We start from the raw sequence: 26,602 nt of genomic DNA, 5'->3' as shown, positions 1-26,602 counted from the left end.
ATCGGAGCCGCCGTGCGCCGTTCCCCCCGGATCGGGAGGACTGCGCCCCACTCCGCACCTGTGAGGGACCGACGGTGCCCGCAACCGAGGGTCGGAGAGCCGAGGACGGGCTCGGGGCTCCGTTCCTGCTCTCTCACCCTCGGTTGCGGACGAGCGCGTGCGGGCGGATCAGGCGAAGGCCTCGATGGGCGGGCAGGCGCAGACGAGGTTGCGGTCGCCGTAGGCCTGGTCGATCCGGCGGACCGGCGGCCAGTACTTGCCGCGCACCAGCGAGCGGACCGGGTAGACGGCCTGCTCGCGGCTGTAGGGGTGCGTCCACTCCTCGGCCGTCAGGCACTCGGCGGTGTGCGGGGCGCCGCGCAGCGGGTTGTCGTCCACCGGCCACTCCCCCGCGCCGACGCGGTCGGCCTCCGCCCGGATCCCGATCATCGCGTCGATGAAGCGGTCGATCTCGGCGAGGTCCTCGCTCTCCGTCGGCTCGACCATCAGGGTCCCGGCGACGGGGAAGCTCATGGTCGGGGCGTGGAAGCCGTAGTCGACGAGGCGCTTGGCGACGTCGTCCACGGTCACTCCGGTCGCCGCCGTCAGCGGACGGATGTCGAGGATGCACTCGTGGGCGACGAGCCCGTTGTCCCCCGTGTAGAGCACCGGGTAGTGCTCGCGGAGGCGCGCGGCGACGTAGTTGGCCGAGAGGACGGCCGCCCCGGTCGCGGCCCGCAGGCCCTCCTCGCCCATCATCCGGGCGTACGCCCACGAGATCGGCAGGATGCCGGGGCTGCCGTAGGGCGCTGCCGACACCGGTGCGGCGCCGTGGACGATCCGCTCGCCCTGCGTGCCCACGCCGTGCTCGAGCCGCTGCGCGAGCGGGTGGCCGGGCAGGAACGGCGCGAGGTGCGCCTTCGCGGCGACGGGACCGACGCCGGGACCGCCTCCGCCGTGCGGGATGCAGAACGTCTTGTGCAGGTTGAGGTGCGAGACGTCGCCGCCGAAGTCTCCGAAGCGGGCGAAGCCCAGAAGCGCGTTGAGGTTCGCGCCGTCCACGTACACCTGTCCGCCGGCCTCGTGGACGAGGCGGCAGATCTCGGCGACCTCGTGCTCGTAGACGCCGTGGGTCGACGGGTAGGTGATCATCAGCGCGGCGAGGGAGCCCGCGTGCTCGGCGATCTTCGCCCGGAGGTCGTCCAGGTCGACGTTGCCGAGCTCGTCGCAGGCCACGACGACGACGCGCATGCCGGCGAGGACCGCGCTCGCGGCGTTGGTGCCGTGGGCGCTCGAGGGGATCAGGCAGACCGTGCGGTCCTCGTCGCCGTTCGACCGGTGCCAGCCGCGGATCGCCAGCAGGCCCGCGAGCTCGCCCTGCGAGCCGGCGTTGGGCTGGAGCGACACGGAGTCGTAGCCGGTGAGGTGGGCGAGCCAGCCCTCCAGCTGGTCGATCAGCGCCAGGGAGCCCTGCACGTCCGCCTCGGGGGCGAACGGGTGCAGGTCCGCGAACTCGGGCCAGCTGACCGCCTCCATCTCGGTGGCGGCGTTGAGCTTCATGGTGCAGGAGCCGAGCGGGATCATGCCGCGGTCCAGCGCGTAGTCCGAGTCGGCGAGGCGCTTGAGGTAGCGCATCATCGAGGTCTCGCTGTGGTGGCTGCTGAAGACCGGGTGCACGAGGAAGGGCGTGCGGCGGTCGAGCTCGGCGGGGATGCTCCGCGCGGAGCCGCCGAGGAAGCCGAACGACGAGTGCAGCTGCCCGACGGCGGTCGCGACGGCGATCACCTCGAGGTCGGTGACCGTCTCGTCGATCGACACCGAGACCGTGTCGGCGTCGACCAGGCGCACGTCGAAGCCGGCCTCGCGGGCGCGGGCGACCGCCGCCTCCGCGCCGCCGGGCACGACGACCGAGACGGTGTCGAAGAAGTCGGCGTGCCGGAGGGAGTGGCCCCGGTCGAGGAGGAGGCGCGCGAGGAGCGCGGCCCGGCCGTGCACGCGCTCGGCGATCGCGGCGAGCCCGTCCGGCCCGTGGTAGACCGCGTACATCGCCGCCATGACGGCCAGGAGGACCTGCGCGGTGCAGATGTTCGAGGTCGCCTTCTCGCGGCGGATGTGCTGCTCGCGGGCCTGGAGCGACAGGCGGTAGGCGGGGTGGCCGTCCGCGTCCTGGCTGACGCCGACGAGGCGGCCGGGCAGCTGGCGCTCGAGTCCCTTGCGGACGGCGAGGTAGCCGGCGTGCGGTCCTCCGAAGCCCAGCGGGACACCGAAGCGCTGCGTGGTGCCGACGGCGACGTCCGCGCCGAGCTCGCCCGGCGAGCGCACCAGGGTCAGCGCGAGCAGGTCGGCGGCGACGACCGCCAGGCCTCCGTGTGCCTTCACCGCGGCGAGCACCGCCGACGGGTCCCAGAGGTGCCCGGACGCGCCGGGGTACTGCACGAGGGCGCCGAAGCACTCCGGCACCTCCTCCGCGGCGGTGCGCGAGAGCGGGAGCTCGACGATGCGGATGCCGACGGCCTCCGCGCGGCCGCGCAGCAGCGCGAGGGTCTGCGGGAGAGCGTCGGAGTCGACGACGAAGACGTCGGTGCGCGCCTTCGAGGCGCGGCGCGCGAGCAGCATCGCCTCGACGACGGCGGTGCCCTCGTCGAGCATCGACGCGCCGGCCGTGTCGAGGCCGGTGAGGTCGGAGACCATCGTCTGGAAGTTGATCAGCGCCTCCAGGCGCCCCTGCGAGATCTCGGGCTGGTACGGCGTGTAGGCCGTGTACCAGCTGGGGCTCTCGAGCACGTTGCGCTTGATCACGGCGGGGGTGTGCGTGCCGTAGTAGCCGAGGCCGATCATCGGCCGACGCACCGTGTTCTTCGCGGCGAGGGCGCGCAGCTCGGCGAGCGCCTCCGTCTCGGTGGCCGGAGCGGGCAGCACCTGCGGGAGGTCGCGGACGTGGATCGACTCGGGGACGGCGGCGGTGACGAGCTCCTCCACGGAGTCGTAGCCGAGAGCCGCGAGCATGGTGCGCTGCGCGTCGGCGTCGGTCCCGATGTGGCGGGACTCGAAGGCGCCGGGGGTCCTGGTGGCCGCCATCTACTCGCCGACCAGCTCGGTGTAGGCGGCCGAGTCGAGGAGGCCGTCGGGCAGGGCGTCGAAGCGGACCCGGATCAGCCACCCCTCGCCGAACGGGTCGGAGTTGACGAGCTCGGGGCTGTCGACGACGGCCGTGTTGGTCTCGAGGACCTCGCCGTCGACGGGGGCGAACAGCTCGCCCACCGACTTGGTCGACTCGATCTCGCCGACGACGCTGCCGCCCTCGACGCGGGCTCCCGCCTCGGGGAGCTCGACGAAGACGACGTCGCCCAGCTTGTCCGCGGCGTAGGCGGTGATGCCGACGGTCGCGACCTCTCCGTCGACCCGGATCCACTCGTGGTCGGAGGTGTACTGCAGCTCGGTGGGCACGGCCATGTCAGTTCTTCTTTCTCGAGTAGAAGGGGAGCTCGGTGACGGTCATCGGGAGGCGCGTGCCGCGGATGTCGACGGCGAGCGCCGTCCCGGGCTGCGCGGAGGCGGGGGCGACGTAGGCCATCGCGATCGGGACGCCCAGGGTCGGCGAGAGGACGCCGCTGGTGACCACTCCGACCTCGTCGTCGCCGGAGAGGACGGTGTAGTCGGCACGGGCGGCGCGGCGGCCCTCGCCGACGAGCCCGACGAGCACGGGAGCGTCTCCGGAGGGACCCTCCTCGCTGGCCGCGCGGCCGACGAAGTCGATCGGCTTCCCGAAGGCGACGACGCGGCCGAGGCCGGCCTGTGCGGGGAAGACGTCGCGGGAGAGTTCGTGGCCGTAGAGCGGCATGCCCGCCTCGAGGCGGAGGGTGTCGCGGGCGGCGAGGCCGGCGGGGACGAGGCCCGCTCCGGCGCCGGTCTCGGCGAGAGCCTGCCAGAGCGTGGGAGCGGAGTCGGGCGAGACGTAGATCTCGAAGCCGTCCTCGCCCGTGTACCCGGTGCGCGCGATCAGGATCGGGTGCGCCTCGAAGGTCGCGGGCACGGCGCGGTAGTAGCGCAGCTCCGCGAGCAGGCGGGCGGCGTCGTCCGTGTCGAGCACCGACTCCGCTCCCCGCTCGGTCTCGACGGCGAGGCCCTGGACGTTCTGCAGGATCTCGAGCGAGCGCGGGCCCTGCAGCGCGATGAGGGCGACGTCGTCGCTCTCGTCGAACAGCTCGCACTCGAACATCGCGGTGCGGTCGCGGAGCGTCTCGACGACGATGTGCCGGTTGGCCGCGTTCGCGACGACCATGAAGCGGTCCTCGCCCGTGCGGTAGACGACGAGGTCGTCGATCACGCCGCCCGTGCGCTCCAGGAGGAGGGTGTACTTCGCGCGGCCGGCGGCGACGGCCGAGATGTCGCTCGCCAGCGCGTAGTCGAGGGCGTCGACCGCCTCGGGGCCGACGACGAGGATCTCGGCCATGTGCGAGAGGTCGAAGAGGCCGGCGGCGGTGCGCACGGCGTGGTGCTCGGCGAGATCGCCGGAGTAGCGGACCGGCATCTGCCACCCGGCGAAGTCGGTGAAGGACGCGCCGGCGGCGACGTGCACCTCGTGCAGGGGCGAGTAACGGGCTTCGGGGCTGGTCGTCGGGGTCTCGGACATGAGTTCTCCATTTCGTCGCAGTGCTGGACTCGCGCCGCGTTCGCGGCAGAGCACAGCAGTGCCGTGGGAACTCCCCCTCTGTCGTGGAGCCTGAGAGATTCGCGCCACCCCGAGGGTTCGAGCGCTTTCACCATGGGCGGATCCGAGCGGATCGCTTTCCAGAGTGGCCAGTTCGACGCGGTACAAGACCTGAGAGATTGGCGGGGAGGCTTGCTCCTTCGGTGCCGACCGGAGTCGGCTCTCCCGCGTCGCGTATTGCGGCCCGGTATTCGGTTGTGCGGTCAGCCTAGCGGTGAGGGCAGACCCTGCGCGGCGTGTCGCCTCTTCCGCTAGGTGTTCAGGTGTTCGTGACACTAAGGTGATCCCAGCACTTACAGTCGGTGCGACTCTTAGTAGGGGGCATCGGATGCCGGACGTGCAGCTCGCCGTGTCGACGGTGATCTTCGCCCTGCGGCCGCACCCGGAGACCGGAGCGAGCACCGTCTGGATCCCCGTCGTCCGGCGCATCCGCGAGCCGTTCGAGGGACTCTGGGCACTGCCCGGCGGACCGCTGCATCCGGACGAGGACCTCGCCGAGTCGGCCCGCCGCACTCTCCGCGAGACCACGGGCCTGGCTCCGCGCTACCTCGAGCAGCTCTACGCCGTCGGCGGCACCGACCGCTCCCCCGGCGAGGACCGCGTCGTGTCGATCGTCTACTGGGCGCTCGTACGCTCCGCCGAGGCCGACGAGGCCATCGTGGGAGAGAACGTCGCCTGGCTCTGCACCGATCTGCCGCTCGAGCTCGCCTTCGACCACGGACTGATCGTCGACTACGCCCTCTGGCGCCTGCGCAACAAGATGGAGTACTCCCGCATCGCGCAGGCCTTCCTCGGCGGCGCCTTCACCCTGTCCCAGCTGCGGGAGGTCCACGAGGCCGTCCTGCAGAAGCCCCTCGACCCGGCCAACTTCCGCCGGACGATCGAGAGCTCCGGCACCGTGGTGCCCACCGGGGAGCGCCTGACGGGCACCCGCCACCGTCCCCCGCGCCTCTACCGCTACGACGAGTCGGCGGCGCTCGTCGACAACGGCCCGCTGCCCGTCTGAGCGCGCCGCCCGACTCCCCCACCCGCCTCACGAGGAGAACACCGTGACATCCGTCGACAGCACCATCCGGCTCATCGAGGGCGGCTCCGCGCCCGGCGCCACCTGCGCGCCCGAGCTCGCGGAGGCCCCCTGGTCGTTCGACCTCGGCCTGCCCGCCTACGGGCCCGGCGCCTCCCAGGCCGACCCGATCCCGGCCGACGCCCCGGTCCAGGGCCGTCTGCCGGAGGAGTACACGACGGCGAGCGCCGACGAGCTGCACCACCGCATCCTCGCGGCGAAGGAGACGCTCGGCGAGCGGGTCGTCGTGCTCGGGCACTTCTACCAGCGGGACGAGGTGGTGCAGTACGCCGACTACGTGGGCGACTCGTTCCAGCTGGCGAAGGCGGCGACGAGCCGGCCCGACGCCGAGGCCATCGTCTTCTGCGGCGTGCACTTCATGGCGGAGACGGCCGACATCCTCTCCGGACCGGAGCAGGCCGTGATCCTCCCGAACCTGGCGGCCGGCTGCTCGATGGCGGACATGGCCGACATCGACTCCGTCGAGGACGCCTGGGCCGAGCTCACCGAGCTCTACGGCACCGAGCCGGACGCCGACGGCCGCGTGCCGCTCGTCCCGGTCACGTACATGAACTCCTCCGCCGCGCTGAAGGCGTTCTGCGGCCGCAACGGAGGCGTGGTCTGCACCTCCTCGAACGCGGCGACCGTGCTCGAGGACGCGTTCGCGCGCGGGCAGCGGGTGCTGTTCTTCCCCGACCAGCACCTCGGCCGCAACACCGCCAAGGCGATGGGCGTGCCGCTGGAGCGGATGCCGATGTGGAACCCGCGGAAGCCGCAGGGCGGCTCCGACACCGCGACGCTCCTCGACGCGCAGGTGATCCTCTGGCACGGCTTCTGCTCGGTGCACAAGCGCTTCACGACGGCCCAGATCGCGAAGGCGCGTGCCGAGCACCCGGGCGTGCGCGTGATCGTGCACCCGGAGTGCCCGATGGCGGTCGTCGACGCGGCCGACGAGTACGGCTCGACCGACTACATCGTGAAGGCGATCCAGGCGGCACCCGCGGGATCGACCTTCGCGATCGGCACCGAGATCAACCTGGTGCAGCGCCTCGCCGTCCAGTACCCGCAGCACACGATCTTCTGCCTCGACGACGTGGTCTGCCCCTGCTCGACCATGTACCGCATCCACCCCGGCTACCTCGCCTGGGTGCTCGAGGGACTGGTCGCGGGGACGGTGCTCAACCGGATCGAGGTCGCGGAGTCGGTGCAGGCCGAGGCGCGCATCGCCCTCGAGCGGATGCTCGCGGCCGTTCCGCCCGCCGGGCCGGCGGCGGTCTGACATGGCGCGGGTCGTCGTCGTCGGCAGCGGCATCGCCGGGCTGGTCGCCGCGCTGACGGCGCAGCACCGCCACGAGGTGCTGCTCGTCACCAAGGGCACGCTGGCGGAGTCGTCGACGCGCGCCGCGCAGGGCGGGATCGCCGCGGTCACGGCGCCGGGCGACTCCGTGGCGCTGCACGTGGAGGACACGCTCACCGCCGGTGCGGGCCTCGCCGTGCGCTCGGCGGTCGAGGTGCTCTGCGCCGAGGGGCCGGAGGCGGTCGCGGTGCTGCAGGAGTGGGGCGTCGGCTTCGACCGCGAGGGCGGCGAGCTGGCGCGGGGACTCGAGGGCGCCCACTCGCGTCCGCGGATCCTGCACGCCGGCGGCGACGCGACGGGCGCCGCGATCGAGGCCGCGCTCGTGGCGGCGGTGCGGGCCTCGTCCGTCGAGGTGCGCGAGCACGCCGCCCTGGTCGACCTGGTGCGGGAGGGCGGCTCGGTCACGGGCGCCGACGTCCTGCACGACGGCGTGCTCGAGCGCCTGGCGGCCGACGCGGTCGTGCTGGCCACCGGAGGCGCCGGGCAGCTCTACCGGCACACCACCAATCCGTCCGTCGCGACCGGGGACGGGCTCGCCGCCGCCCTGCGGGCGGGAGCGGAGACGGCGGACCTGGAGTTCTACCAGTTCCACCCGACCACGCTCGCGCTGTCGGGCGGCTTCCTCGTCTCGGAGGCGGTGCGCGGCGAGGGCGCGGTGCTGCGCGACGCCGCGGGCGAGCGGTTCCTGGCCGGGGTGCACCCCGAGGCCGAGCTGGCGCCGCGCGACGTCGTGGCGCGCGCGATCGCGGAGCGGATGCGGCTGCAGGGCGGACTGCCCGTGCACCTGGACGCCCGGGCGATCGACCCCGAGGTGCTGGCGAAGAGGTTCCCGACGATCTCGGCGGCCTGCCGCGAGAACGGGCTCTCGCTCGCCGACGACCTGCTGCCCGTGACTCCGGCCGCGCACTACTGGATGGGCGGGATCGCGACCGACCTGGACGGGCGCACCAGCCTCCCCGGGCTGCTCGCAGTGGGCGAGGTCGCCCGCACCGGCGTCCACGGCGCGAACCGCCTCGCCTCCAACAGCCTGCTCGAGGGCGTCGTGTTCGCGCGCCGCGCGGCGCTCGCCCTCGACTCCCTCTCCTGGAGCGGCGGCCCGGTCGCCCCTCCCCGCGCCGTCGTCCCGATGACGCTCGACCGCACCGCTCTCCAGGACGCGATGTGGGCGGGAGCCGGCCTCTCCCGGGACGCGGCGGGGCTCACAGCGGCGCGCGACGCGCTCGTCGCCTCCGCCTCGCCCGCTCCGCTCGGACTGAGGACGCTCGAGGACGCGAACCTGCTGACCTGCGCCCTCGCTCTCATCGACGCCGCGCTCGCGCGCACGCACTCCGTCGGCGCCCACCACCGCACCGACTCCTCCGACCCCGCGACGGCGAGCGCCGCCGCCCCCACCAGAGAGGCGGCCCTTCCGTGCTGACCCGCCAGAGCATCGACCGCGTCGTCACCCTCGCCCTCGAGGAGGACGCGCCCTGGGGCGACCTGACCTCCGACACCCTCCTCCCCGCGGACGCCACCGCGAGCGCCGCCCTCGTGGCACGCGAGCCCGGTGTCTTCAGCGGCGGCGCCGTCCTCGTCGGCACGATGCGGCAGGTCGACTCCCGGATCCGCTGCTCGGTGCTCGTGGAGGACGGCGCGGTCTTCGAGGCCGGGCAGACCCTCGCCCGGATCGAGGGCCCCGCGGGCGGCGTGCTCCGCGGCGAGCGCGTCGCGCTCAACCTCGTGCAGCGGATGAGCGGCATCGCCACCCTGACGGCGCAGTACGTCGCTGCGGTGGAGGGGACGCGCGCCCGCATCGTCGACACCCGCAAGACCACGCCGGGTCTGCGCGCGCTCGAGAGGCACGCCGTCCGCAGCGGTGGCGGCCGCAACCACCGCTTCTCGCTCTCGGACGCGGTGCTGGCGAAGGACAACCACCTCGCGGTGCTCGCCGCGCGCGGGATCGACCTGACCGCGGCCCTGCGGGCGGCGCGCACCTCGATCCCGCACACGGCGCACCTCGAGGTCGAGGTCGACCGGCTCGACCAGATCGAGCCCGCGCTGGCGGGAGGCGCGGACACGATCATGCTCGACAACTTCACCCCCGAGCTGCTCCGCCAGGGCGTCGCCCTCATCGGCGGGCGGGCCGTGGTCGAGGCGAGCGGCGGCGTCGACCTCACGACCGTGCGCGCGATCGCGGAGGCGGGGGTCGACGTGATCTCCGTCGGCGCGCTCACCCACAGCGTCCGCTCGCTCGACCTCGGCCTGGACATCGCGGTCGAGTGATCTACCTCGACCACGCCGCGACCTCGCCCGTGCGCCGCGAGGTGCTGGAGGCCATGTGGCCGTTCCTCACCGCCGAGTACGGCAATCCGTCGAGCAGCCACTCGCTCGGCGACGCCGCGGCGCGCGCGCTGGAGGCGGCGCGCGCTCACGTGGCCCGCTTCCTCGGCGGCCGCGCCTCCGAGACGCTCTTCACCTCCGGCGGCACGGAGTCGATCAACACGGCGGTCAAGGGCCTCGCGCTGGGATCGCCGCGCGGACGGCACCTGGTGATCTCGGCGCTCGAGCACGAGGCGACCGTCGAGTCGGCCGACCACCTCCGGCGCCTGCACGGCTTCGAGGTGTCGACGGCCCCCGTCGACGCGACCGGCCTGCTCGACCTCGACGCGCTCGCCGCGCTGGTCCGGCCGGACACCGCACTGGTCTCGGTGCTCGCGGCGAGCAACGAGATCGGGACGGTGCAGGACGTGCCGGCGATCGCGGCGCTCTGCCGATCGCGGGGCGTGCCGCTGCACGTGGACGCCGTCCAGGCCGCCGGCTGGCTGGACGTCGCGGGCTGGGGCGCCGACGCGGTCTCGGTCTCCGGGCACAAGCTCGGGGCGCCGAAGGGCGTGGGGGCGCTGCTGCTGCGCAGCCGGCTCCCGTTCGAGCCCCTGCTGCACGGCGGCGGCCAGGAGCGGGAGCGGCGCTCGGGCACCGAGAACGTGGCCTTCGCGGTCGCGCTCGGCACCGCGGTGCGCCTGCTCGATCCGGACCGCGCGGCGCGGGTCGGAGCGGTCCGGGACGCGTTCGCCGAGCGGGTCGCGGCCCTGGCGCCCCGGGCCGTGCCGCTGGGCTCCGCGGCGCACCGGCTCCCCTCGATCGCCGCGTACGCCGTCCCCGGACGCAGCGGCGAGTCGACGCTCCTCGAGCTGGAGGAGCGCGGCGTCGTCGTCTCGAGCGGCTCGGCGTGCGCCGCCGGGCGCGACGAGCCCTCGCCCGCGCTGCTGGCCCTCGGCCTCGACCCCGACGTCGCCCGGACCGCCGTGCGGTTCAGCTTCGGCGAGGGCGCCACGCTCGAGGAGGCCGAGGCCGCGTCCTCCGCGCTCTGCGCGGTCCTCACCTGAGACCTCTCGCAGCGGATCCCCGTCGATCGGGAATGTCCGGGGCGTCCGCCGCTGTTCTCCCTCCGTACCCCGCATCCGCGCCCGCGAGTCGAGCCGTCGATGCGCCCCTCACACCGATCCCCCTCACGACCGGAGAACACCTGTGACCGAGCGCAGCACCCTTCCCGCCGCGCGGCCCGCCGCACCCGCCGCCGCCACGACCCTCGAGCCGCGCAGCCGCCTGGTCATCAGCCTCCTGCTGGTGTCGGCGTTCGTCGTGATCCTCAACGAGACGATCATGAGCGTGGCGCTGCCCGACCTCATGCGCGACTTCGACGTCGAGGCGCACGTGGGCCAGTGGCTCTCGACCGCCTTCATGCTCACGATGGCCGTCGTCATCCCGATCACGGGCTACCTGATCCAGCGGCTGCACACCCGCACGCTCTTCGCCGCCGCGATGATCCTCTTCAGCCTCGGCACGCTCACCGCCGCGCTCGCCCCGACCTTCGCGGTCCTCCTGGCGGCCCGCGTGGTGCAGGCCGGCGGCACGGCCATCATGATGCCGCTGCTGATGACGACCGTGATGACGCTGGTGCCCCCGGCGATCCGCGGCCGGATGATGGGCAACATCTCGATCGTCATCTCGGTGGCTCCGGCCGTCGGACCGACGATCTCGGGCGTCATCCTCAACTTCCTCGGCTGGCGCTGGATGTTCTGGATCGTGCTGCCGATCGCGATCGGCGCGCTGCTCCTGGGCCTGCGCAAGGTCGAGAACGTCACCGAGCCCCGCTCCATCCCGATCGACTCGCTCTCGGTCGTCCTCTCGGTCTTCGGCTTCGGCGGCCTCGTCTACGGCCTGTCGAGCCTCGGCGAGGGCGGAGCCGCGGTCGTCGCGCCGTGGATCCCGTTCGTCGTCGCGGGCCTCGGCCTCGCGGGCTTCATCGCGCGCCAGCTGCTGCTGCAGCGCACCGACCGGGCCCTGCTGGACCTCCGGACCTTCTCCTCCGCGAACTTCACCATCGTCATCGCGATGATGGCGGTCAGCATGTCGGCGCTCTTCGGCACGCTGATCCTGCTGCCCCTCTACACGCAGAACGTGCTGGGCCTCACTCCGCTGGAGACCGGGCTGCTCCTGCTCCCCGGCGGCCTGCTGATGGGCCTGCTCGCGCCGTTCGTCGGCCGCGGCTACGACCGCTTCGGCCCGCGCGTGCTGCTCGTGCCCGGCTCGATCGTCGTCGCCGGCGCACTGTGGGGGTACACCCTGCTCGCGGCGGACTCGTCGCCCTGGTTCGTCCTCTCGCTGCACGTCACCCTCAGCCTGGGCCTCGCCTTCGTCTTCACGCCGCTGTTCACCGCCGGCCTCGGCTCGGTGCGCCCCTCGCTCTACTCGCACGGCAGCGCGATCATCGGCACCGTGCAGCAGCTGGGCGGCGCGGCGGGCACGGCGCTGTTCGTCACCGTCCTCTCGATCCGGTCGGCGGAGCTCGCGCAGGGCGGAGCCGACGAGGTCGCCTCCTACGCCGGCGGCATCCACTCCGCGTTCCTGTGGGGCGCGTCGATCGCGACGGTCGCGATCGTGGCCGCGTTCTTCGTCCGCCGCCCGGCGGAGTCGGACGCGCCGCTCCCGATGGCGCACTGAGCCGGGCGGGCCGACCCCGCCTGTTCACCTCCGCGTCACCCCGCCTCCCTACGGTGTCGCCCCGGCCGCCGCGCTCCCGATCGCGCGGCCGGGACGGAGACGAGACGTGACCGAGACGGCCGGCCCCCAGGACGTGCTCGACGCCGGAGCGGCCACCCCTCCTCCCCGCACGCTGGTCGACGTCCTCCGCGACACCGCGGAGCGCCACCCGGACGCCTCCGCGCTGGAGGACCCGGCCGGAGCGCTCAGCTACCGGGAGCTGCTGGCCCGTACGGTGCAGCTCGCGGGCGAGCTCACCGCCGCCGGGGTCCGACGCGGCGACCGCGTCGGGATCCGCATGCCCAGCGGCTCCCGCGAGCTCTACCTCGCGATCCTGGCCGTCCTCGCCGCGGGAGCCGCGTACGTCCCGGTGGACGCGGACGACCCCGAGGAGCGGGCGCGCCTCGTCTTCGGCGAGGCCGCCGTCCGCGGCGTGATCACCGGCTCCGGCCGCTTCGAGCGCACCGGCGCCGACGAGCCGGCCGCGCGCCTGTTCACCGCGAGCGCGCCGCACCCGAGCACGGCGTCGATCCCGCTGCTGCAGCCGCCCTCGCTCGAGGACGACGCCTGGATCATCTTCACCTCCGGCTCCACCGGAACCCCCAAGGGAGTGGCGGTCAGCCACCGCTCCGCCGCCGCCTTCGTCGACGCCGAGGCGCGCCTGTTCCTCCAGGCGGAGCCGCTCGGCCCCGGGGACCGGGTGCTGGCCGGTCTCTCCGTCGCGTTCGACGCGTCCTGCGAGGAGATGTGGCTCGCCTGGCGGCACGGCGCCTGCCTCGTCCCCGCTCCCCGCTCGCTGGTCCGCAGCGGCATGGACCTCGGCCCCTGGCTGACCACGCACGGCATCACCGTGGTCTCGACCGTGCCGACCCTCGCGGCGCTCTGGCCCGCGGAGTCGCTCGAGAACGTCCGCCTGCTGATCTTCGGTGGCGAGGCGTGCCCGCCGGAGCTCGGCGAGCGCCTGGCCGTCGAGGGCCGCGAGGTCTGGAACACCTACGGGCCGACCGAGGCCACCGTCGTCGCCTGCGCCGCGCCCCTCGGCGGGCCTCCCCCGGTGCGCATCGGGCTGCCGCTGGACGGCTGGCGGCTCGCCGTCGTGGACGCGGACGGGCAGCGGGTCGGCGAGGGCGAGGTCGGCGAGCTGGTCATCGGCGGGGTCGGGCTCGCGCGCTACCTCGACCCGGTCAAGGACGCCGAGAAGTACGCGCCGGCACCGCTCCTGGGATGGGAGCGGGCCTACCGCTCCGGCGACCTGGTGCGCTCCGAGAGCGCCGGCCTGATCTTCCAGGGGCGCGCGGACGACCAGGTGAAGCTCGGCGGTCGGCGGATCGAGCTCGGCGAGGTCGAGGCGGCGCTGCAGGCGCTCCCCGGAGTCTCGGGGGCGGCGGCCGCGGTCCGCACCACGGCGGCCGGCAACCAGGTCCTCGTCGGCTACCTGGCCCTCGCCGGCGGCCGGGAGCTCGACCGCGACGCGGCGCTCGCCCGCCTGCGTGAGGAGCTGCCCGCATCCCTCGTGCCGCTGCTGGCCGTGGTCGAGGAGCTGCCGACCCGCGTCTCCGGCAAGGTCGACCGCGCCGCACTCCCCTGGCCGCTCGCCGTGGGCACGACCGAGGACGCCTCCCTCGACCCCGAGGAGGCGTGGCTCGCCGCCCTCTGGCGCGACGTGCTCGGCGTGCCGGTCGACGACCGGGCGAACTTCTTCGACCTCGGCGGCGGCTCCCTCGCCGCCGCCCAGCTGGTCGCGCGGATCCGCGAGCGCGACCCCGAGTTCACCGTCGCCGACGTCTACGCCCACCCGCGTCTCGCGGCGATGGCCGCCGAGATCCAGAGCCGCTCGACCGGCACTGCGGAGGTGTCCGCTCACCGCATCGCGCCGGTCCCCCTCCGGATGCGCGTGCTGCAGACCCTCCTCGGCGCACCACTGCTCGTGCTCGGCAGCGCCCGCTGGATCACAGCGATCCTCAGCGTCACCGCGGTGCTCGACCTGGTGCCGGGGTTCGGCTGGCTGCCCACCGCTCCGCTCGCCGCGCTGATCCCCGCCTTCGCGCTCTTCCTCACGCCGTTCGGGCGGATGGGGCTCACCGTCCTCGCCGCGCGCACCCTGCTGCGCGGGATCCGAGCCGGAGACCACCCGCGCGGCGGGAGCGTGCACCTCCGGCTCTGGCTGGCCGAGCAGATCGCGTTCCAGCTCAAGGCCGTGAGCCTGGCGGGCGCGCCCTGGGTCGCCTACTACGCCCGCGCGCTCGGCGCCCGCATCGCCGACGACGTCGACCTGCACTCCCTCCCTCCGCTGACCGGGATGCTCACGCTCGGGCGCGGCGCCGCGATCGAGCCCGAGGTCGACCTCTCCGGCTACTGGATCGACGGCGACGTCCTGCGCGTCGGTGCCGTCCGGGTCGGCGCCGGCAGCACGGTGGGCGCGCGCAGCACGCTCCTCCCCGGCGCCCGGATCGGCAAGCACGCGCAGATCGAGCCGGGATCGGCCGTCTTCGGGCGGGTGCCGGCCGGGCAGCGCTGGGGAGGATCCCCCGCCCAGCGGCTCGGCAGGGCGAACGCCGGGTTCCCCTCGGAGCGCCCGGCGCGCCGCCCGGGCTGGGTCTGGGCGTACGGAGCGTCCGCGGTCGGCCTCGCAGCGGTCCCGGTCCTCGCCCTCGCGGCCGGGCTCGCCGTCGTGGCCGCCGCCGTGCGCGGCTCGGCCGGCCTCGGCGCCGCGCTCGGGCCCGCTCTCGCCGCCCTCGTGCCCGCCGTCGCCGTCTCCGGAGTCGTCCTCGCCGCCCTCGTCGTCGTCCTGGTGCGCCTGCTCGGCCGGGGCGTCGAGCCGGGCACCCACCCTGTGCGCGGTCGGATCGGCTGGCAGGTCTGGTCGACGGAGCGGCTGCTCGACTCCGCACGGGTCCTGCTCTTCCCGCTCTACTCGGGCCTGTTCACCCCGGTCTGGCTGCGGCTCCTCGGCGCGAAGGTCGGACGCGACGTCGAGGCCTCGACGGTGCTGCTCCTGCCCGCGATGACGACCATCCGCGACGGCGCGTTCCTCGCCGACGACACGCTCGTCGCCTCCTACGCGCTCGGCGGCGGCTGGATGCGGCTCGCCCGCGCCGAGATCGGCGAGCGCGCGTTCCTCGGCAACTCCGGCATGGCGGCTCCCGGTCACACCGTGCCCGCCGGCGGACTCGTCGCCGTCCTCTCCTCCGCGCCCCGGAAGTCGAAGGCGGGCTCGTCGTGGCTGGGCTCACCGCCCGTGCGGCTGCGACGCACCGTCGTGGAGGCGGAGTCGGCACGCACCTTCCGCCCGGCCCGCCGACTCCGCGCGGCCCGCATCGCGTGGGAGCTCGGCCGCTTCGTCCCGGTGGTCGTCTCGGTCGCGATCGGCCTCGGCGTGGTCGCCGGACTGCTCGCGCTGATCCAGACGCTCGGGGCGGTGCTCGCCGCGCTCGTGGGAGGCGTCGTGCTGCTGGCCGCCGGGGCGGTCGCCGCGGCCGTCTCCACCGCCGCGAAGTGGATCCTGATCCAGAGGGTCGAGCCGAGCGAGCAGCCGCTGTGGTCCTCGTTCGTCTGGCGGAGCGAGCTGGCCGACGCCTTCACCGAGATGGTCGCCGCGCCCTGGTTCGCCCACGCCGCCGCGGGCACTCCGGCGCTGGTCTGGTGGCTGCGGAGCCTCGGCGCTCGGATCGGACGCGGCGTCTGGTGCGAGAGCTACTGGCTCCCCGAGGCCGATCTGATCTCGCTCGGCGACGGAGCGACCGTGAACCGGGGCTGCGTCGTGCAGACGCACCTGTTCCATGATCGAATCATGAGCATGGATCTCGTGAGCCTCGACGCCGGCGCCACCCTGGGCCCGCACAGCGTGATCCTCCCCGCCGCGCGGATCGCCGAGCACGGCACGGTCGGCCCGGCCTCGCTCGTCATGCGGGGGGAGCTCGTGCCCGCGGGCAGCCGCTGGAGCGGCAACCCGATCGGCCCGTGGCGCGAGGTGCGCGTCGCCGACTACCACGCGCCCGTCGCGTGAGCCCCGCGCTGACCGGGCTCGAGACCGCCGGCGACCCCTACGTCCCCGGCATCGGGAACACCGGCTACCGCGTCGAGTCCTACGACCTCGACCTCGACTACCGCGTCGCCTCGAACCGCCTGGCCGGCCGGGCCGTGCTGCGGATCGTCGCGCTGCAGCCGCTCCGGCGGTTCTCCCTCGACCTCTCCCGGCTCCGCGTGTCCCGCGTCCGGATCGACGGACGCCGCGCCCGCCACGAGCAGGCGCCGCACAAGCTGCGGGTGTCCCCCGCCGAGCCGCTGGCCGCCGGCGAGAGCGTCGACGTCGAGATCGAGTACAGCGGCCACCCCGCCCCCCGCGCCAGCCACTGGGGCGAGCTCGGCTGGGAGGAGCTGGAGGACGGGGTGCTCGTCGCCTCGCAGCCCTCCGGCTCCTCCACCTGGTTCCCCTGCAACGACGACGTCGCCGAGAAGGCTCCGTACCGCCTGCGCGTCACCGCCGAGGAGGGCTACGCCGTGCTCGCGAACGGGGTGCTCGTCGACTCGAGCGCCCGCTCCGGCCGCCGCACCTGGCTCTACGAGCAGCGCGAGCCCAGCGCCGCGTACCTCGCCTCGGTGCAGATCGGCCGCTACGCGATCGAGGAGCGCGTGCTCGCCGGGGTCGCGGTGACCCTCGCCCGCCCCGCCGCCCTGGCCGCTCGGGTCGCGCACGACTTCGCTCCGCTCGAGCGCATGCTCGCCCTGTTCACGCGGCTGTTCGGGACCTACCCCTTCGCCCGCTACTGCGTCGTCGTCACGGCGGACGAGCTGGAGATCCCGCTCGAGGCGCAGGCGATGGCGGTGTTCGGCGCCAACCACGCCGACGGCCGCGGCGGCTCGGAGCGCCTCATCGCTCACGAGCTCGCGCACCAGTGGTTCGGCAACAGTGTGGGCATCGCCCGGTGGCGCCACATCTGGCTCAACGAGGGGTTCGCCTGCTACGCGGAGTGGCTGTGGTCGGAGGAGTCGGGCCGCGCCACCGCCGACGCCTGCGCCCGCCGCCACCACGCGGTGCTGCGGACTGCGGCGCAGGATCTCGTGCTCGCCGATCCGGGGCCGGTCGCGCTCTTCGACGACCGCGTCTACAAGCGCGGCGCGCTCACCCTGCACGCGCTGCGGCTCACCGTCGGCGACGAGCCCTTCCTCCGGCTGCTGCGGGAGTGGACGTCCCGCTACGCCTCCGCCGCCGTCACCGACGAGGAGTTCCGCGAGCTCTGCACGGAAGTCCTCGGCGAGGGCGTGGACGACCTGCTCGACGCCTGGCTCCTCGACGAGGAGCTGCCGCCGCTACCGCCCGGGCGCTGACACCAGCGAGTCCGCGAGCGCGTCGCCGTGCTCGCGCCGCCAGCCGATGATGGGCCCGGCGCCCGCGTCCCCCATCGGCCCGAGGGCGACGCTGACCCGCAGCGCGGGGTCCAGCTGCGGCTCGGCCAGCCGGAAGCGGACGCCGTCGATCCGCGCCTCCGCCGCGTGGTGCGACTCGTGCACGTGCACCCGGCGCGGGTCGAGCTCGAGCCCGCGGCCGTCCGCCTTCAGAGCGGCCTCGATCCGGGTCCAGTGCAGGACGGGGTCGGCGGGGCGCATCCCGCCCGTGGCGAAGGGCGCCCCGGCGATGCGCGTGATCCGCTCCCCGCGCTCGGGCGTGCCCAGCGTCGGCTCCACATCGACGCCGACCGCACCGGCGCTGCTCGCCGCGACCACGACGGCGCCCGCGCAGTGCGCGATGCTCACCGACAGCAGCTCGAGCGCGATCCCGCGTCCCTCCAGCCGCGGCCGGCCGTGCGCGCCCCCGCAGCGCGGGCAGCAGGCGACGACCCGGACCTCCGACGCGCGCGTCCCCGTGAGCTCGGCCGCGAGCATCCGCAGGAGCACCCGCCCGAAGACGAAGCGCTCGGCCGCCGACGCGGCGACCGTGCCGGCGTAGCGCTCGCGCTCCTCGTCGCTCAGCAGCGGCAGCAGCCGCTCGGCGTCCAGCGTCTGCTCGTCGAGCGCCAGCCAGCGCAGGTGCACCCCCGGCAGCTCCGCGCCGATCCCCGACTCCCCCATGTCCGTCCCCCCGGTCAGCTCGTCGCGGCGTGCTCGCCGCGCTCGTACACGTCCGCGGCCGATCCGACGATCAGCGGGTCCGGACCCAGCGGGCCCACGACCTCCTCGTCGCGTCCGTCGTAGTCGTAGAGGCTCAGGACGTAGCGCATGGCCTCGAGCCGGGCGCGCTTCTTGTCGTTGCTCTTCACAATGGTCCAGGGAGCGTCGGCGGTGTCGGTCGCCGCCATCATCGCCTCCTTGGCCGCGGTGTAGTCGCCCCACTTGTCGAGCGAGGCGAGGTCCATCGGCGAGAGCTTCCACTGGCGCACGGGGTCGATCATGCGGATCGTGAACCGGGTGCGCTGCTCCTCCGCCGAGACCGAGAACCACAGCTTCACCAGGTCGATGCCGTCGCCGACGAGCATCCGCTCGAACAGCGGCGTCTGGCGGATGAACTCGTCGTACTGCGCCGGCGTGCAGAAGCCCATGACGCGCTCCACGCCGGCCCGGTTGTACCAGGAGCGGTCGAAGAGGACGATCTCGCCGGCGGCCGGCAGGTGCGAGACGTAGCGCTGGAAGTACCACTGACCGGCCTCGCGCTCGGTCGGCTTCTCGAGCGCGACCACGCGGGCTCCGCGCGGGTTGAGGTGCTCGGTGAAGCGCTTGATGGTGCCGCCCTTGCCCGCGGCGTCGCGCCCCTCGAACACGACCACGAGTCGGCGCCCGTGCTTCTTGATCCAGTTCTGCAGCTTCAGCAGCTCGATCTGGAGGAGGCGCTTGCCCGCCTCGTACTCCTCGCGCGACATCCGCTCGTCGTAGGGGTAGCCCTCGCGCCAGGTGTCGATCTGCGTGCCGTCGCGGCGCAGGAGCACCGGATCGTCGTCGTCCTCGTCCAGCACGACGAGGTCCCGCGCGTCGGCGGGTGTGAGCGTGCGGAGCAGTTCGGGAGTGGGACGGAGGGCGTCATCGGCGGTGTCGGGCACGGAGGGACGCTAGTGCGGCCGTGCAACGCTCCGGTGAACGGCGGGTATCCCCGCGTCTGCGGGGAGGACGGTCGGACGGGCTGCCGCGCCGATCGCGGTCCCGGCCGCCGGATGCGCAGGCTGATCACGGCGGCTGTACGCAGCCGAGGCTGCAGTGCTCGATCCGGGGCGCTCCCGCGAGGATCGACCGGCTCCGCCTCGTCTCGGGACGGCGTCAGCCGGTGAACGCCGCAGGAGGCAGGTCGGTCTCGCCGCCCTCGACCGCGTCGAGCAGCCGGTCGACCACGTCCTGCGGCGCCAGACCCGCGCCGAAGCGGGGCGCGTCTCCCGCGAGCGGGTGCCGGGACAGCTCGGTCTCGGTGTGGCCGGGGCGCGCGTCGAGCAGGAGGACGCCCGCCCGCATGTACTCGCGGGCCGAGGCCTTCACGAAGGAGTGCAGTGCCGCCTTCGAGGCGGAGTACGCGGCGAGTCCCGCGGTCGGAGCCTCCGCCACCACGCCGCTGATGGTCAGCGCGAACGGCTCGCGCCCCTCGCCCGCCGACGCGACGAGCGACGGCAGCGCGGCGGTCAGCACCCGGATCGGCGCCAGCGCGTTCACCTCGACGAGCTCCTCCAGAACGGCCGGATCGAGCTCGGCGGAGGGCCCGAAGGCCACGACGCCCGCGGCCACGACGACGCCGTCGAGGCGCCCGTGCCGCTCGAGCACCTCGGCGACCACGCGCCGGGGCTCGTCCTCCCCGCGCAGGTCGGCGACCAGGGGTGCCTCGCCGAGCGCCGCGGAGTCGCGCCCCGAGCGCACCGCGACGGCACCGCGCGCCTCCAGCGCATCGGCCAGGAGGCGGCCGAGGCCGCCCGAGGCTCCGAGGACGAGGACGACGGCACCGTCGAGACGAGTCATGTGGCGAGCCTAGACGGGTGCGCTGTCGCGGATCGGCACTACCGTCCGAGCGACCGGGCCCCTACCGTGAGGCCCATGACACGACTGCAGAGCCGTGCCGTGCTGCAGCGCCTGCTCGAGGTCCTCGAGGATCCCGCCCCCGTCACCATCGGCCACGCGCGTCACGTCCGGATGCTCGTCCGCGAGGCTCTGGAGTGGATCGCCGGCCCTCGGGCGCAGGAGTCCGGTGCGTGGAGCGGCCCCGCTTCGGGAGAGCCCGCGGCCGCGCTCGCCCCCGAGGATCCCGCCGCCACGGACCCGGGTCTCTGACGCTCCCGCCCTCCTCGTAGACTCGTTCGCCGGAGGAACGGGGGGTCGATGGACGAGGGTGCGCCGGCGGGCTGGTACCGCGACGAGGCCGATGCGGCCGAGATGCGCTGGTGGGACGGCAGGCGGTTCACCGGGGCGCGCCGCTCCGCGCAGGACAGTGCCGCGGTGGTGCGGGACGCACCCGTCACCCCCGTCACGGAGCGCGTCGACTACCGGCTCCCGAACGCCGACGGCGCCCCGAGCGTCGACGCCCTCGCCGAGGCCGAGCGGATCGAGGAGATCGCCGATCTGATCGGCCGCACGCTCGAGCAGGGCGAGATCGACGAGCGGACCCTCGAGGTCGACCTGATCCCCGAGCCCGACCACCCCACCGGCCTCGACGCCGTCTCGGTCCGGGCCGGCGGCCGCGTCCTCGGCTACCTGCCGAACGCCTCCGCCCACCGGGCCGCTCTCGACCGGGTCGTGGCGAGCGGAGCCGTCCCGGTCACGACCGCGCGCCTCCGGGTCGAGCGCGGCGAGGAGGGCCTGCGGGCCGTCCTCCGCGTCGCCCTGGTCGCCCCCGAGCTGCTCGTGCCGCTCAACGAGCCGCCCGTCGAGCGCCACTCGATCCTCCCCTGGTCGCGGGGCCTGCCGGTCCTGCGCGAGGACGAGCACTTCGCCCGCCTCTCGACGGTCGTTCCGGCGAGCGGCCGCGGCCTGCTGCTGGTGACCCTGCACCCGGCCGGCGACCTCGTCGAGCTCCGTCTCGACGGCGAGCGGGTGGGCGAGCTCTCCCCGACCCTCTCGGCGGATTTCGCCCCGACCCTCCGCCACCTCGCGAGCCTCGGCCTCACCGCCGCCGCCTACGCCTCCCTCCGCGGATCCCCGCTGAAGGTCGAGCTCACGCTGCAGGCCGCGAAGGCCGCGGAGCTGCCCGCCGAGTGGGTCGACGGCCGTCCGGTCACTCTCCCCCGACTCCTCCCGCCGGCCCGGACCTACACCGTCCCGCCCTCGTACACGCCGCCGCTGCGTCCCACTCCCCGCAGCTCGGAGGCGGTCTCCCGCTCGGTCCGCCGGACCGTCGCCTGGGTGGTCGTCGGCGTCTGCACCCTCGTCGGGCTGTCGAGCTGGCTGATCGGGGACGTGCTGAACTGATCGGGCGGGGCGGACGTCCGCGGACGTGACCGGCCTCGTCTCGGACTCCCGGGGTCGGCGATCCCGCACCTCCGTGCAGAAGCGCCCGGCTCGCGGATCCGGGATCCGAGCGAACCGGGCGCCTCGAGCCGAGCGCGCCGTCCTACACGTTGAAGCGGAACTCCACGACGTCGCCGTCCTGCATGACGTAGTCCTTGCCCTCGATGCGGGCCTTGCCCTTCGCGCGGGCCTCGGCGATCGAGCCGGTCTCGACGAGGTCGTCGAACGAGATGATCTCGGCCTTGATGAAGCCCTTCTGGAAGTCGGTGTGGATGACACCGGCGGCCTGGGGCGCGGTCCAGCCCTTCCCGATGGTCCAGGCGCGCGTCTCCTTCGGGCCGGCCGTGAGGTAGGTCTGGAGGCCCAGGGTGTCGAAGCCGATGGTCGCGAGCTGGTTGAGGCCCGACTCCGTCTGGCCGGTCGACTCGAGCATCTCGGCGGCGTCGGCCTCGTCGAGGTCGATCAGCTCGGACTCGATCTTCGCGTCGAGGAAGATCGCCTTCGCCGGCGCGACGAGGGCCGCGAGCTCTGCCTTCCGGGCGTCGTCGGTCAGCACGGCCTCGTCGACGTTGAAGACGTAGATGAACGGCTTGGCGGTCAGCAGGCCCAGCTCGCGGATCGGCTCCAGATCGATCGAGGAGGCCGACAGCGGCTTGCCCTGGTCGAGGAACTCGCGCGCCTTCTTCGCGGTCTCGACCACGATCGGCTCGATCTTCCTGCCCTTGAGCTCCTTCTCGTAGCGGGCCTCGGCCTTCTCGAGGGTCTGGAGATCGGCGAGGACCAGCTCGGTGTTGATCGTCTCCATGTCGCTGGCGGCGTCGACCTTGCCGTCGACGTGAACGACGTCGGAGTCCTCGAAGCCGCGGATGACCTGCGCGATGGCGTCGGCCTCGCGGATGTTCGCGAGGAACTTGTTGCCCAGGCCCTCGCCCTCGGACGCGCCGCGCACGATCCCGGCGATGTCGACGAAGGAGACGGGCGCCGGGAGGATGCGCTCGGAGCCGAAGATCCCGGCGAGCACCTCGAGGCGGGAGTCGGGCAGGTTCACCACACCCACGTTCGGCTCGATCGTCGCGAACGGGTAGTTCGCCGCGAGCACCGTGTTCTTGGTCAGTGCGTTGAAGAGCGTCGACTTGCCGACGTTGGGGAGACCGACGATTGCGATAGTGAGAGCCACGGGCATCCATCCTACGGCGTGGCGGCGGAAGGGCCGGGCTGGCGGGCGCGGAGGAACGGGAGCCGCCCGGCCCGCGGCCGGCGGGTGCTCCCGGCCGCTCGGGGCGACGCGCGCGCGACGCTCCCGGCGGCGTCGGAGGTGCGTGAGAGGCTGGAGCGTGCCCATCGACTTCACCGCCATCGACTTCGAGACCGCCAACTCGCACGGGGCCTCCGCCTGCTCCGTCGGGCTCGTGAAGGTCCGCGACGGCCGCGTCGTCGACCGCGCCGGCTGGCTCATCCGCCCGCCGCTGGGGTACGACGACTTCCTCGAGTGGAACACGCGGATCCACGGCATCCGCAAGCACGACGTGCACGCCGCCGCCTCCTGGGTCGACCAGTTCGCCGACCTGGCGGCCTTCGCCGGCGAGGACGTGTTCGTCGCGCACAACGCCGGCTTCGACATGGGCGTCATCCGCGCGGCCTGCGCGGCGACCTCCCTCGAGCACCCCGAGTACGACTACCTCTGCTCGCTCCAGCTCGCCCGCAAGACGTACGAGCTCGACTCCTACCGCCTCCCCGTCGTCGCCATGGCCGCGGGCTTCGAGGACTTCCGCCACCACGACGCGTCGGCCGACGCCGAGGCGTGCGCCGCGATCGTCGTGCACGCGGCCCGGCGGCACGGCGCCGCGAGCATGGCCGAGCTCGGCGAGCTGGCCGGCGTCTCCGTGAAGCGCCTGCGCCCGAAGGCCCCCGTCGCCGCCTGACGTCCGTCGTGCCGAGCCGGCTCGAGACGATCGACTCAGCCGCGGGGGTCGCCGAACCAGGTGCTGAAGATGCGCCAGAAGTTCCGGTTCCCGTAGGCCGAGCAGTCGTCGCCCTCGCCGTAGAGGTTCGCGAGCGCCGCCGCGTTCGGCTGGTACGGCGTGTAGTAGTAGAGACCCGCCGTGGCCGCGTTGGCGATCGTCACCGGGGCGGTACCGCAGGACTCGTCCGGGGAGTAGCGGACGTCGCCGGCCGCGCCGACCGGGTACCAGTCGAAGCTCGAGTCCGGATTCCGGTAGCGCTGGAACTGCCACGCCGCTCCGTACACCTGCGCGGCGAAGCCGTAGGAGTCCGTGTCGCAGTCCGCGGTGTCCGGGCAGCCGTAGCCCGTGGCGCTGCGGAACTGCCGCTCGCTCGGCTCCGGATCGGTCACGAGCGACTGCTCCTTCTGCAGCAGCACCAGGAGGACGGCCGGATTCACGCCGCACGCGCCGGCGACCGAGGTGATGATCTCCGCGGCCGGGACGTCGCGTCCGGCGGGCAGCGCACCGCACTGCTCGTCGGCCGTGATCGCCGCGGTGTCCTCGGCGTAGTCGCGCAGGCACGGCACCGGCCCGCCCGCGCAGTCGGGGACGCGGGCGTCGAGGAACGCCTGCACCGTGAGCGGTCCGAGCGCGTCGCCGGCGAAGAAGACCTCGTCGGAGATCAGGTCGCCCGGGTCGAAGTCGGCCGCGACGGGGCCCGGCTGGAGGAAGGTCCACAGCCGGACGGTCTGCGGCTCGGACGGCACCGCGGCGAGGCGCGTGCCGTCGACGGACCCTCCCAGCAGGAGCGCCACCAGCGCCCCGACGACGGCGACCGCACCGCCCCGCCGGCGTCGGACGCCGGTCGGGGACGGTGCGGTCGGGGTCATCCCTCCACGCTAGTGGCGGGGCCGCGGGCGATCAGCCGCAGGGGGTGAGGCGCGCGACGTCCTCCGAGAGGGTCGTGGGACCGCCGAGGAGGACGACCCGTTGCGCTCCCGACTTCGCGATGTCGGTCAGGACGGCGCGGGGCACGCAGTTCGTCGGCACGGCGAACAGCGGGCTGTTCGAGTAGCCCGCCGCCGTGGCTCCGGCGAGGGCGTCGGGGAAGTTCTCGCCCGTCGCCAGGAACACGGTCTTGGCCCTCGAGAAGGCGGCCCGGTTCAGCTGCTCCGAGGTGTCGTAGCGGTCGACTCCGCCGATGCGGGTGATGGTCGACACCGGAAGCGAGTTCTTGATCCCCTCGCTCACCGACAGGGGGCTGCCCGCGATGGTGAGGTTCTGCACCTTGAGCCCCGAGAGGATGCTCTTCGTCACGGCGTCGGCCGTGCTGCCGGTGCCGTTGACCAGGACGACGGGAGCGTTCACCGAGCCGGCTGCGGCGCTCGCGCCGAGCGCGTCCGGGAACTTCTCGCCGGTCGCCAGCCAAGCGCGCGACGAGCCGCCCGAGAAGGCGTACTGGATGATCTTCCTCGAGGTGTCGTAGCGGTCGGTCCCGCCGAGCCGCTGGATCGACGAGGTGTAGCCGCGGAGCTGGTCGTACACGCCCTTGCCGACGCTGAGCTCCGATCCGACGACGACGATCTTCGCGGGCTTCAGGCGGTCGAGCTCGTCGCGGACGGGCTGCGACATGCCGTCGCGGTCGACCAGGAGCAGCGGACCCTTCTGCTTGGCCGCGGCCGGGGCGGCGCTCAGCGCGTCGGGGAAGTTCGCGCCGGTCGCGATGTAGACGACGGGGACGTTCGGGCCGAAGACGGCCTTCGAGATCTCGACGGCGGTGCCCTGGCGGTCGGTGCCGGCCAGACGCGAGACGTCGATCCCGGCCGACGTGCTCACGGTCGAGCAGCCGAGATCCTTCCGGCCGGGGCCCCGGGAGTCGCCCGAGCCGACCCAGCGGTTCCACTCGACGGAGTCGGTGGAGACGCAGACCTGGTAGGTGCCGGGTGCCGAGACGGGCGTGGTGGCGCCGAAGCCGTGTGCGCGGCCGGCGACGGAGTACTCGCCCGGGATGTCGCCGCGGTCGCCGTTCGCGGTCTGCGTGCGGACCGTGCGGGTGCCGTCGGGGCCGGTCACCGTGACCGTCGTGGTCAGCGCGGCCTGCTGCGTCGTCGGATCGACGGCCCAGCCGGACACGCTCAGCGTGCTGCCCGAGATGCGCGGGGCGTCGACGCGTCCCGCGGGGGCGATCCCGGCGTTGGCCAGGGTGCCGTTCGGGTTCCAGTCGCTGAAGAGGTACCAGAAGTTGATGTTGCCGTAGGTCGCGCAGGCCGCGTTGCCGGAGCCGGTGAGCGCGTAGTCGTTGGGCTGGTACGGCGTGTAGTAGTAGAGGTCGGCCGTGGCCTGGTTGCGGATGGTGACCGGTGAGGAGCCGCACGCGGTGCTCGGGTAGTAGGCGACGTTCGGCGTCGTGCCCGGAGCGTAGGTGGTGAAGTTCGAGCCGGAGCCGGGCGGGTTGGCGTAGCGCTTGAACTGGCGGGCCGCGCTGTAGACCTGGGTGAAGAATCCGGCGGAGCCGGGGTCGCACGCCGCGGTGTCCGGGCAGTTGTAGCCGGTCGCCTTGGCGTAGTCCTCGGGGCTCGGCGTCGTGTCGGTGACGAGGCTGCGCTCCTTCTGCACGAGCACGACCAGGGCGAGCGGGTTGATGCCGCAGGCCAGGCCGACGCGCGTGAAGATCGAGGCCGACGACTCGCTGCCGGAGCCCTGGTAGGCGCTGCACATCGCGTCCGCCGCCTTGGACGGCGTCGCCTGCGAGAAGTTCTTGAGGCAGGGGGCGGTGCCGGCGGTGGAGCACCGGCTGCCCTTCTCGTCCAGGAGCGACTGCACCTGGCCGGTGCTCAGCGCGTCGCCGTCGAAGAACTGGGCGTCGCTGACGATGAAGCCGGCGCGGAAGCTCTTCGTCTCCTCGGCGCTGTACTGCGTCGACTGGTCCGGGACGCCGAGGTCGGCGCGGTCGAGGGACGCGTCGAGAGCGCCGGTCTCGACCGAGACGGTCGACGGCGCGTCCTCGGCGGCGGAGGCGGAGGTGATCGGGACGAGGGCGGTGCCGAGCCCGACGGCGAGAGCGAGCGCGGCCGTGAGCAGGCGCGATGAGCGGTGGTGATTCCCCATGATCGCGA

General features: G+C 73.7%; 20 protein-coding genes and 1 riboswitch. Of the genes, 11 read left to right on the top strand and 9 right to left on the bottom strand.

Features of this window, described 5'->3' with window-relative positions:
* Positions 1–168: 168 nt before the first annotated feature.
* The 3 genes from gcvP to gcvT are packed head-to-tail and all read right to left on the bottom strand — an operon-like array spanning position 169 to position 4,612.
* Entirely contained in the window at positions 169–3,057 is a 2,889-nt protein-coding gene (gcvP, locus tag C5D50_RS09970; protein WP_104283408.1) for an aminomethyl-transferring glycine dehydrogenase, read from the bottom strand.
* A complete protein-coding gene (gcvH, locus tag C5D50_RS09965; RefSeq protein ID WP_104225540.1) occupies positions 3,058–3,432 on the bottom strand; it encodes a glycine cleavage system protein GcvH in 375 nt (124 codons plus the stop codon).
* Position 3,433: 1 nt separating this feature from the next.
* Entirely contained in the window at positions 3,434–4,612 is a 1,179-nt protein-coding gene (gcvT, locus tag C5D50_RS09960) for a glycine cleavage system aminomethyltransferase GcvT (RefSeq protein WP_104222970.1), read from the bottom strand.
* Between the two features lie 168 nt (positions 4,613–4,780).
* Positions 4,781–4,868: riboswitch (glycine riboswitch) on the bottom strand.
* Positions 4,869–5,018: 150 nt separating this feature from the next.
* Between gcvT and C5D50_RS09955 the strand changes: the two genes are divergently transcribed.
* From C5D50_RS09955 to C5D50_RS09920, 8 genes are all read left to right on the top strand, one after another.
* A complete protein-coding gene (locus tag C5D50_RS09955) occupies positions 5,019–5,696 on the top strand; it encodes an NUDIX domain-containing protein (protein WP_104222969.1) in 678 nt (225 codons plus the stop codon).
* A 43-nt stretch (positions 5,697–5,739) separates the two neighbouring features.
* On the top strand, positions 5,740–7,032 hold the full coding sequence (nadA, locus tag C5D50_RS09950) for a quinolinate synthase NadA (protein WP_104222968.1): 1,293 nt from the start codon (positions 5,740–5,742) through the stop codon (positions 7,030–7,032).
* A gap of 1 nt (position 7,033) precedes the next feature.
* Positions 7,034–8,527, top strand: a complete 1,494-nt coding sequence (gene nadB, locus C5D50_RS09945; RefSeq protein ID WP_104283407.1) for an L-aspartate oxidase — start codon at positions 7,034–7,036, stop codon at positions 8,525–8,527.
* Positions 8,521–9,372 (top strand): carboxylating nicotinate-nucleotide diphosphorylase, encoded by an 852-nt coding sequence (gene nadC / locus C5D50_RS09940; protein WP_104283406.1) that lies wholly within the window; start codon positions 8,521–8,523, stop codon positions 9,370–9,372. Before nadB ends, nadC begins: the two co-directional genes overlap by 7 nt.
* On the top strand, positions 9,369–10,475 hold the full coding sequence (locus C5D50_RS09935; protein ID WP_104283405.1) for a cysteine desulfurase family protein: 1,107 nt from the start codon (positions 9,369–9,371) through the stop codon (positions 10,473–10,475). The genes nadC and C5D50_RS09935 overlap by 4 nt, the downstream gene beginning before the upstream one ends.
* A gap of 142 nt (positions 10,476–10,617) precedes the next feature.
* Positions 10,618–12,093, top strand: a complete 1,476-nt coding sequence (locus tag C5D50_RS09930; RefSeq protein ID WP_104222964.1) for a DHA2 family efflux MFS transporter permease subunit — start codon at positions 10,618–10,620, stop codon at positions 12,091–12,093.
* A gap of 106 nt (positions 12,094–12,199) precedes the next feature.
* Positions 12,200–16,138 carry a Pls/PosA family non-ribosomal peptide synthetase gene (locus C5D50_RS09925; RefSeq protein WP_219815127.1) on the top strand — a complete coding sequence of 1,313 codons (3,939 nt, stop codon included), beginning with the start codon at positions 12,200–12,202 and terminating at the stop codon, positions 16,136–16,138.
* Complete coding sequence (locus C5D50_RS09920) at positions 16,135–17,460, top strand: M1 family metallopeptidase (RefSeq protein WP_258069591.1); 1,326 nt, start codon at positions 16,135–16,137, stop codon at positions 17,458–17,460. Before C5D50_RS09925 ends, C5D50_RS09920 begins: the two co-directional genes overlap by 4 nt.
* On the opposite strand, the gene C5D50_RS09915 is transcribed toward C5D50_RS09920, so the two are convergent.
* The 3 genes from C5D50_RS09915 to C5D50_RS09905 form a co-directional block, all read right to left on the bottom strand.
* Positions 17,443–18,201: a 4'-phosphopantetheinyl transferase superfamily protein gene (locus C5D50_RS09915; protein WP_104222962.1), complete on the bottom strand. Its 759-nt coding sequence runs from the start codon at positions 18,199–18,201 to the stop codon at positions 17,443–17,445. The genes C5D50_RS09920 and C5D50_RS09915 overlap by 18 nt on opposite strands.
* Positions 18,202–18,215: 14 nt before the next feature.
* Positions 18,216–19,076 carry a polyphosphate kinase 2 gene (gene ppk2, locus C5D50_RS09910; RefSeq protein ID WP_244229668.1) on the bottom strand — a complete coding sequence of 287 codons (861 nt, stop codon included), beginning with the start codon at positions 19,074–19,076 and terminating at the stop codon, positions 18,216–18,218.
* A 301-nt stretch (positions 19,077–19,377) separates the two neighbouring features.
* Positions 19,378–20,061: an SDR family oxidoreductase gene (locus tag C5D50_RS09905; RefSeq protein ID WP_104283403.1), complete on the bottom strand. Its 684-nt coding sequence runs from the start codon at positions 20,059–20,061 to the stop codon at positions 19,378–19,380.
* Positions 20,062–20,136: 75 nt separating this feature from the next.
* On the opposite strand from C5D50_RS09905, the gene C5D50_RS09900 reads away from it, so the two are divergent.
* Positions 20,137–20,370, top strand: a complete 234-nt coding sequence (locus C5D50_RS09900) for a hypothetical protein (RefSeq protein ID WP_104345335.1) — start codon at positions 20,137–20,139, stop codon at positions 20,368–20,370.
* Positions 20,371–20,418: 48 nt separating this feature from the next.
* Positions 20,419–21,504, top strand: a complete 1,086-nt coding sequence (locus tag C5D50_RS09895; protein ID WP_104283402.1) for a DUF2510 domain-containing protein — start codon at positions 20,419–20,421, stop codon at positions 21,502–21,504.
* Positions 21,505–21,646: 142 nt separating this feature from the next.
* On the opposite strand, the gene ychF is transcribed toward C5D50_RS09895, so the two are convergent.
* Entirely contained in the window at positions 21,647–22,720 is a 1,074-nt protein-coding gene (ychF, locus tag C5D50_RS09890; RefSeq protein ID WP_104222958.1) for a redox-regulated ATPase YchF, read from the bottom strand.
* A 157-nt stretch (positions 22,721–22,877) separates the two neighbouring features.
* Between ychF and C5D50_RS09885 the strand changes: the two genes are divergently transcribed.
* Positions 22,878–23,465 carry an exonuclease domain-containing protein gene (locus C5D50_RS09885; protein WP_104224410.1) on the top strand — a complete coding sequence of 196 codons (588 nt, stop codon included), beginning with the start codon at positions 22,878–22,880 and terminating at the stop codon, positions 23,463–23,465.
* A gap of 35 nt (positions 23,466–23,500) precedes the next feature.
* Here C5D50_RS09885 and C5D50_RS09880 read toward each other — a convergent pair whose 3' ends face one another.
* On the bottom strand, positions 23,501–24,376 hold the full coding sequence (locus C5D50_RS09880) for a hemagglutinin (RefSeq protein WP_104283400.1): 876 nt from the start codon (positions 24,374–24,376) through the stop codon (positions 23,501–23,503).
* Between the two features lie 31 nt (positions 24,377–24,407).
* A complete protein-coding gene (locus tag C5D50_RS09875) occupies positions 24,408–26,594 on the bottom strand; it encodes a cell wall-binding repeat-containing protein (protein WP_104283399.1) in 2,187 nt (728 codons plus the stop codon).
* Positions 26,595–26,602 lie beyond the last annotated feature (8 nt).

Source organism: Rathayibacter sp. RFBD1 (assembly GCF_002932915.1).
Lineage (GTDB): Bacteria > Actinomycetota > Actinomycetes > Actinomycetales > Microbacteriaceae > Rathayibacter.
The sequence above is the reverse complement of the archived record's forward strand: the minus strand, read 5'-3'. Positions and strand labels throughout refer to the sequence as shown.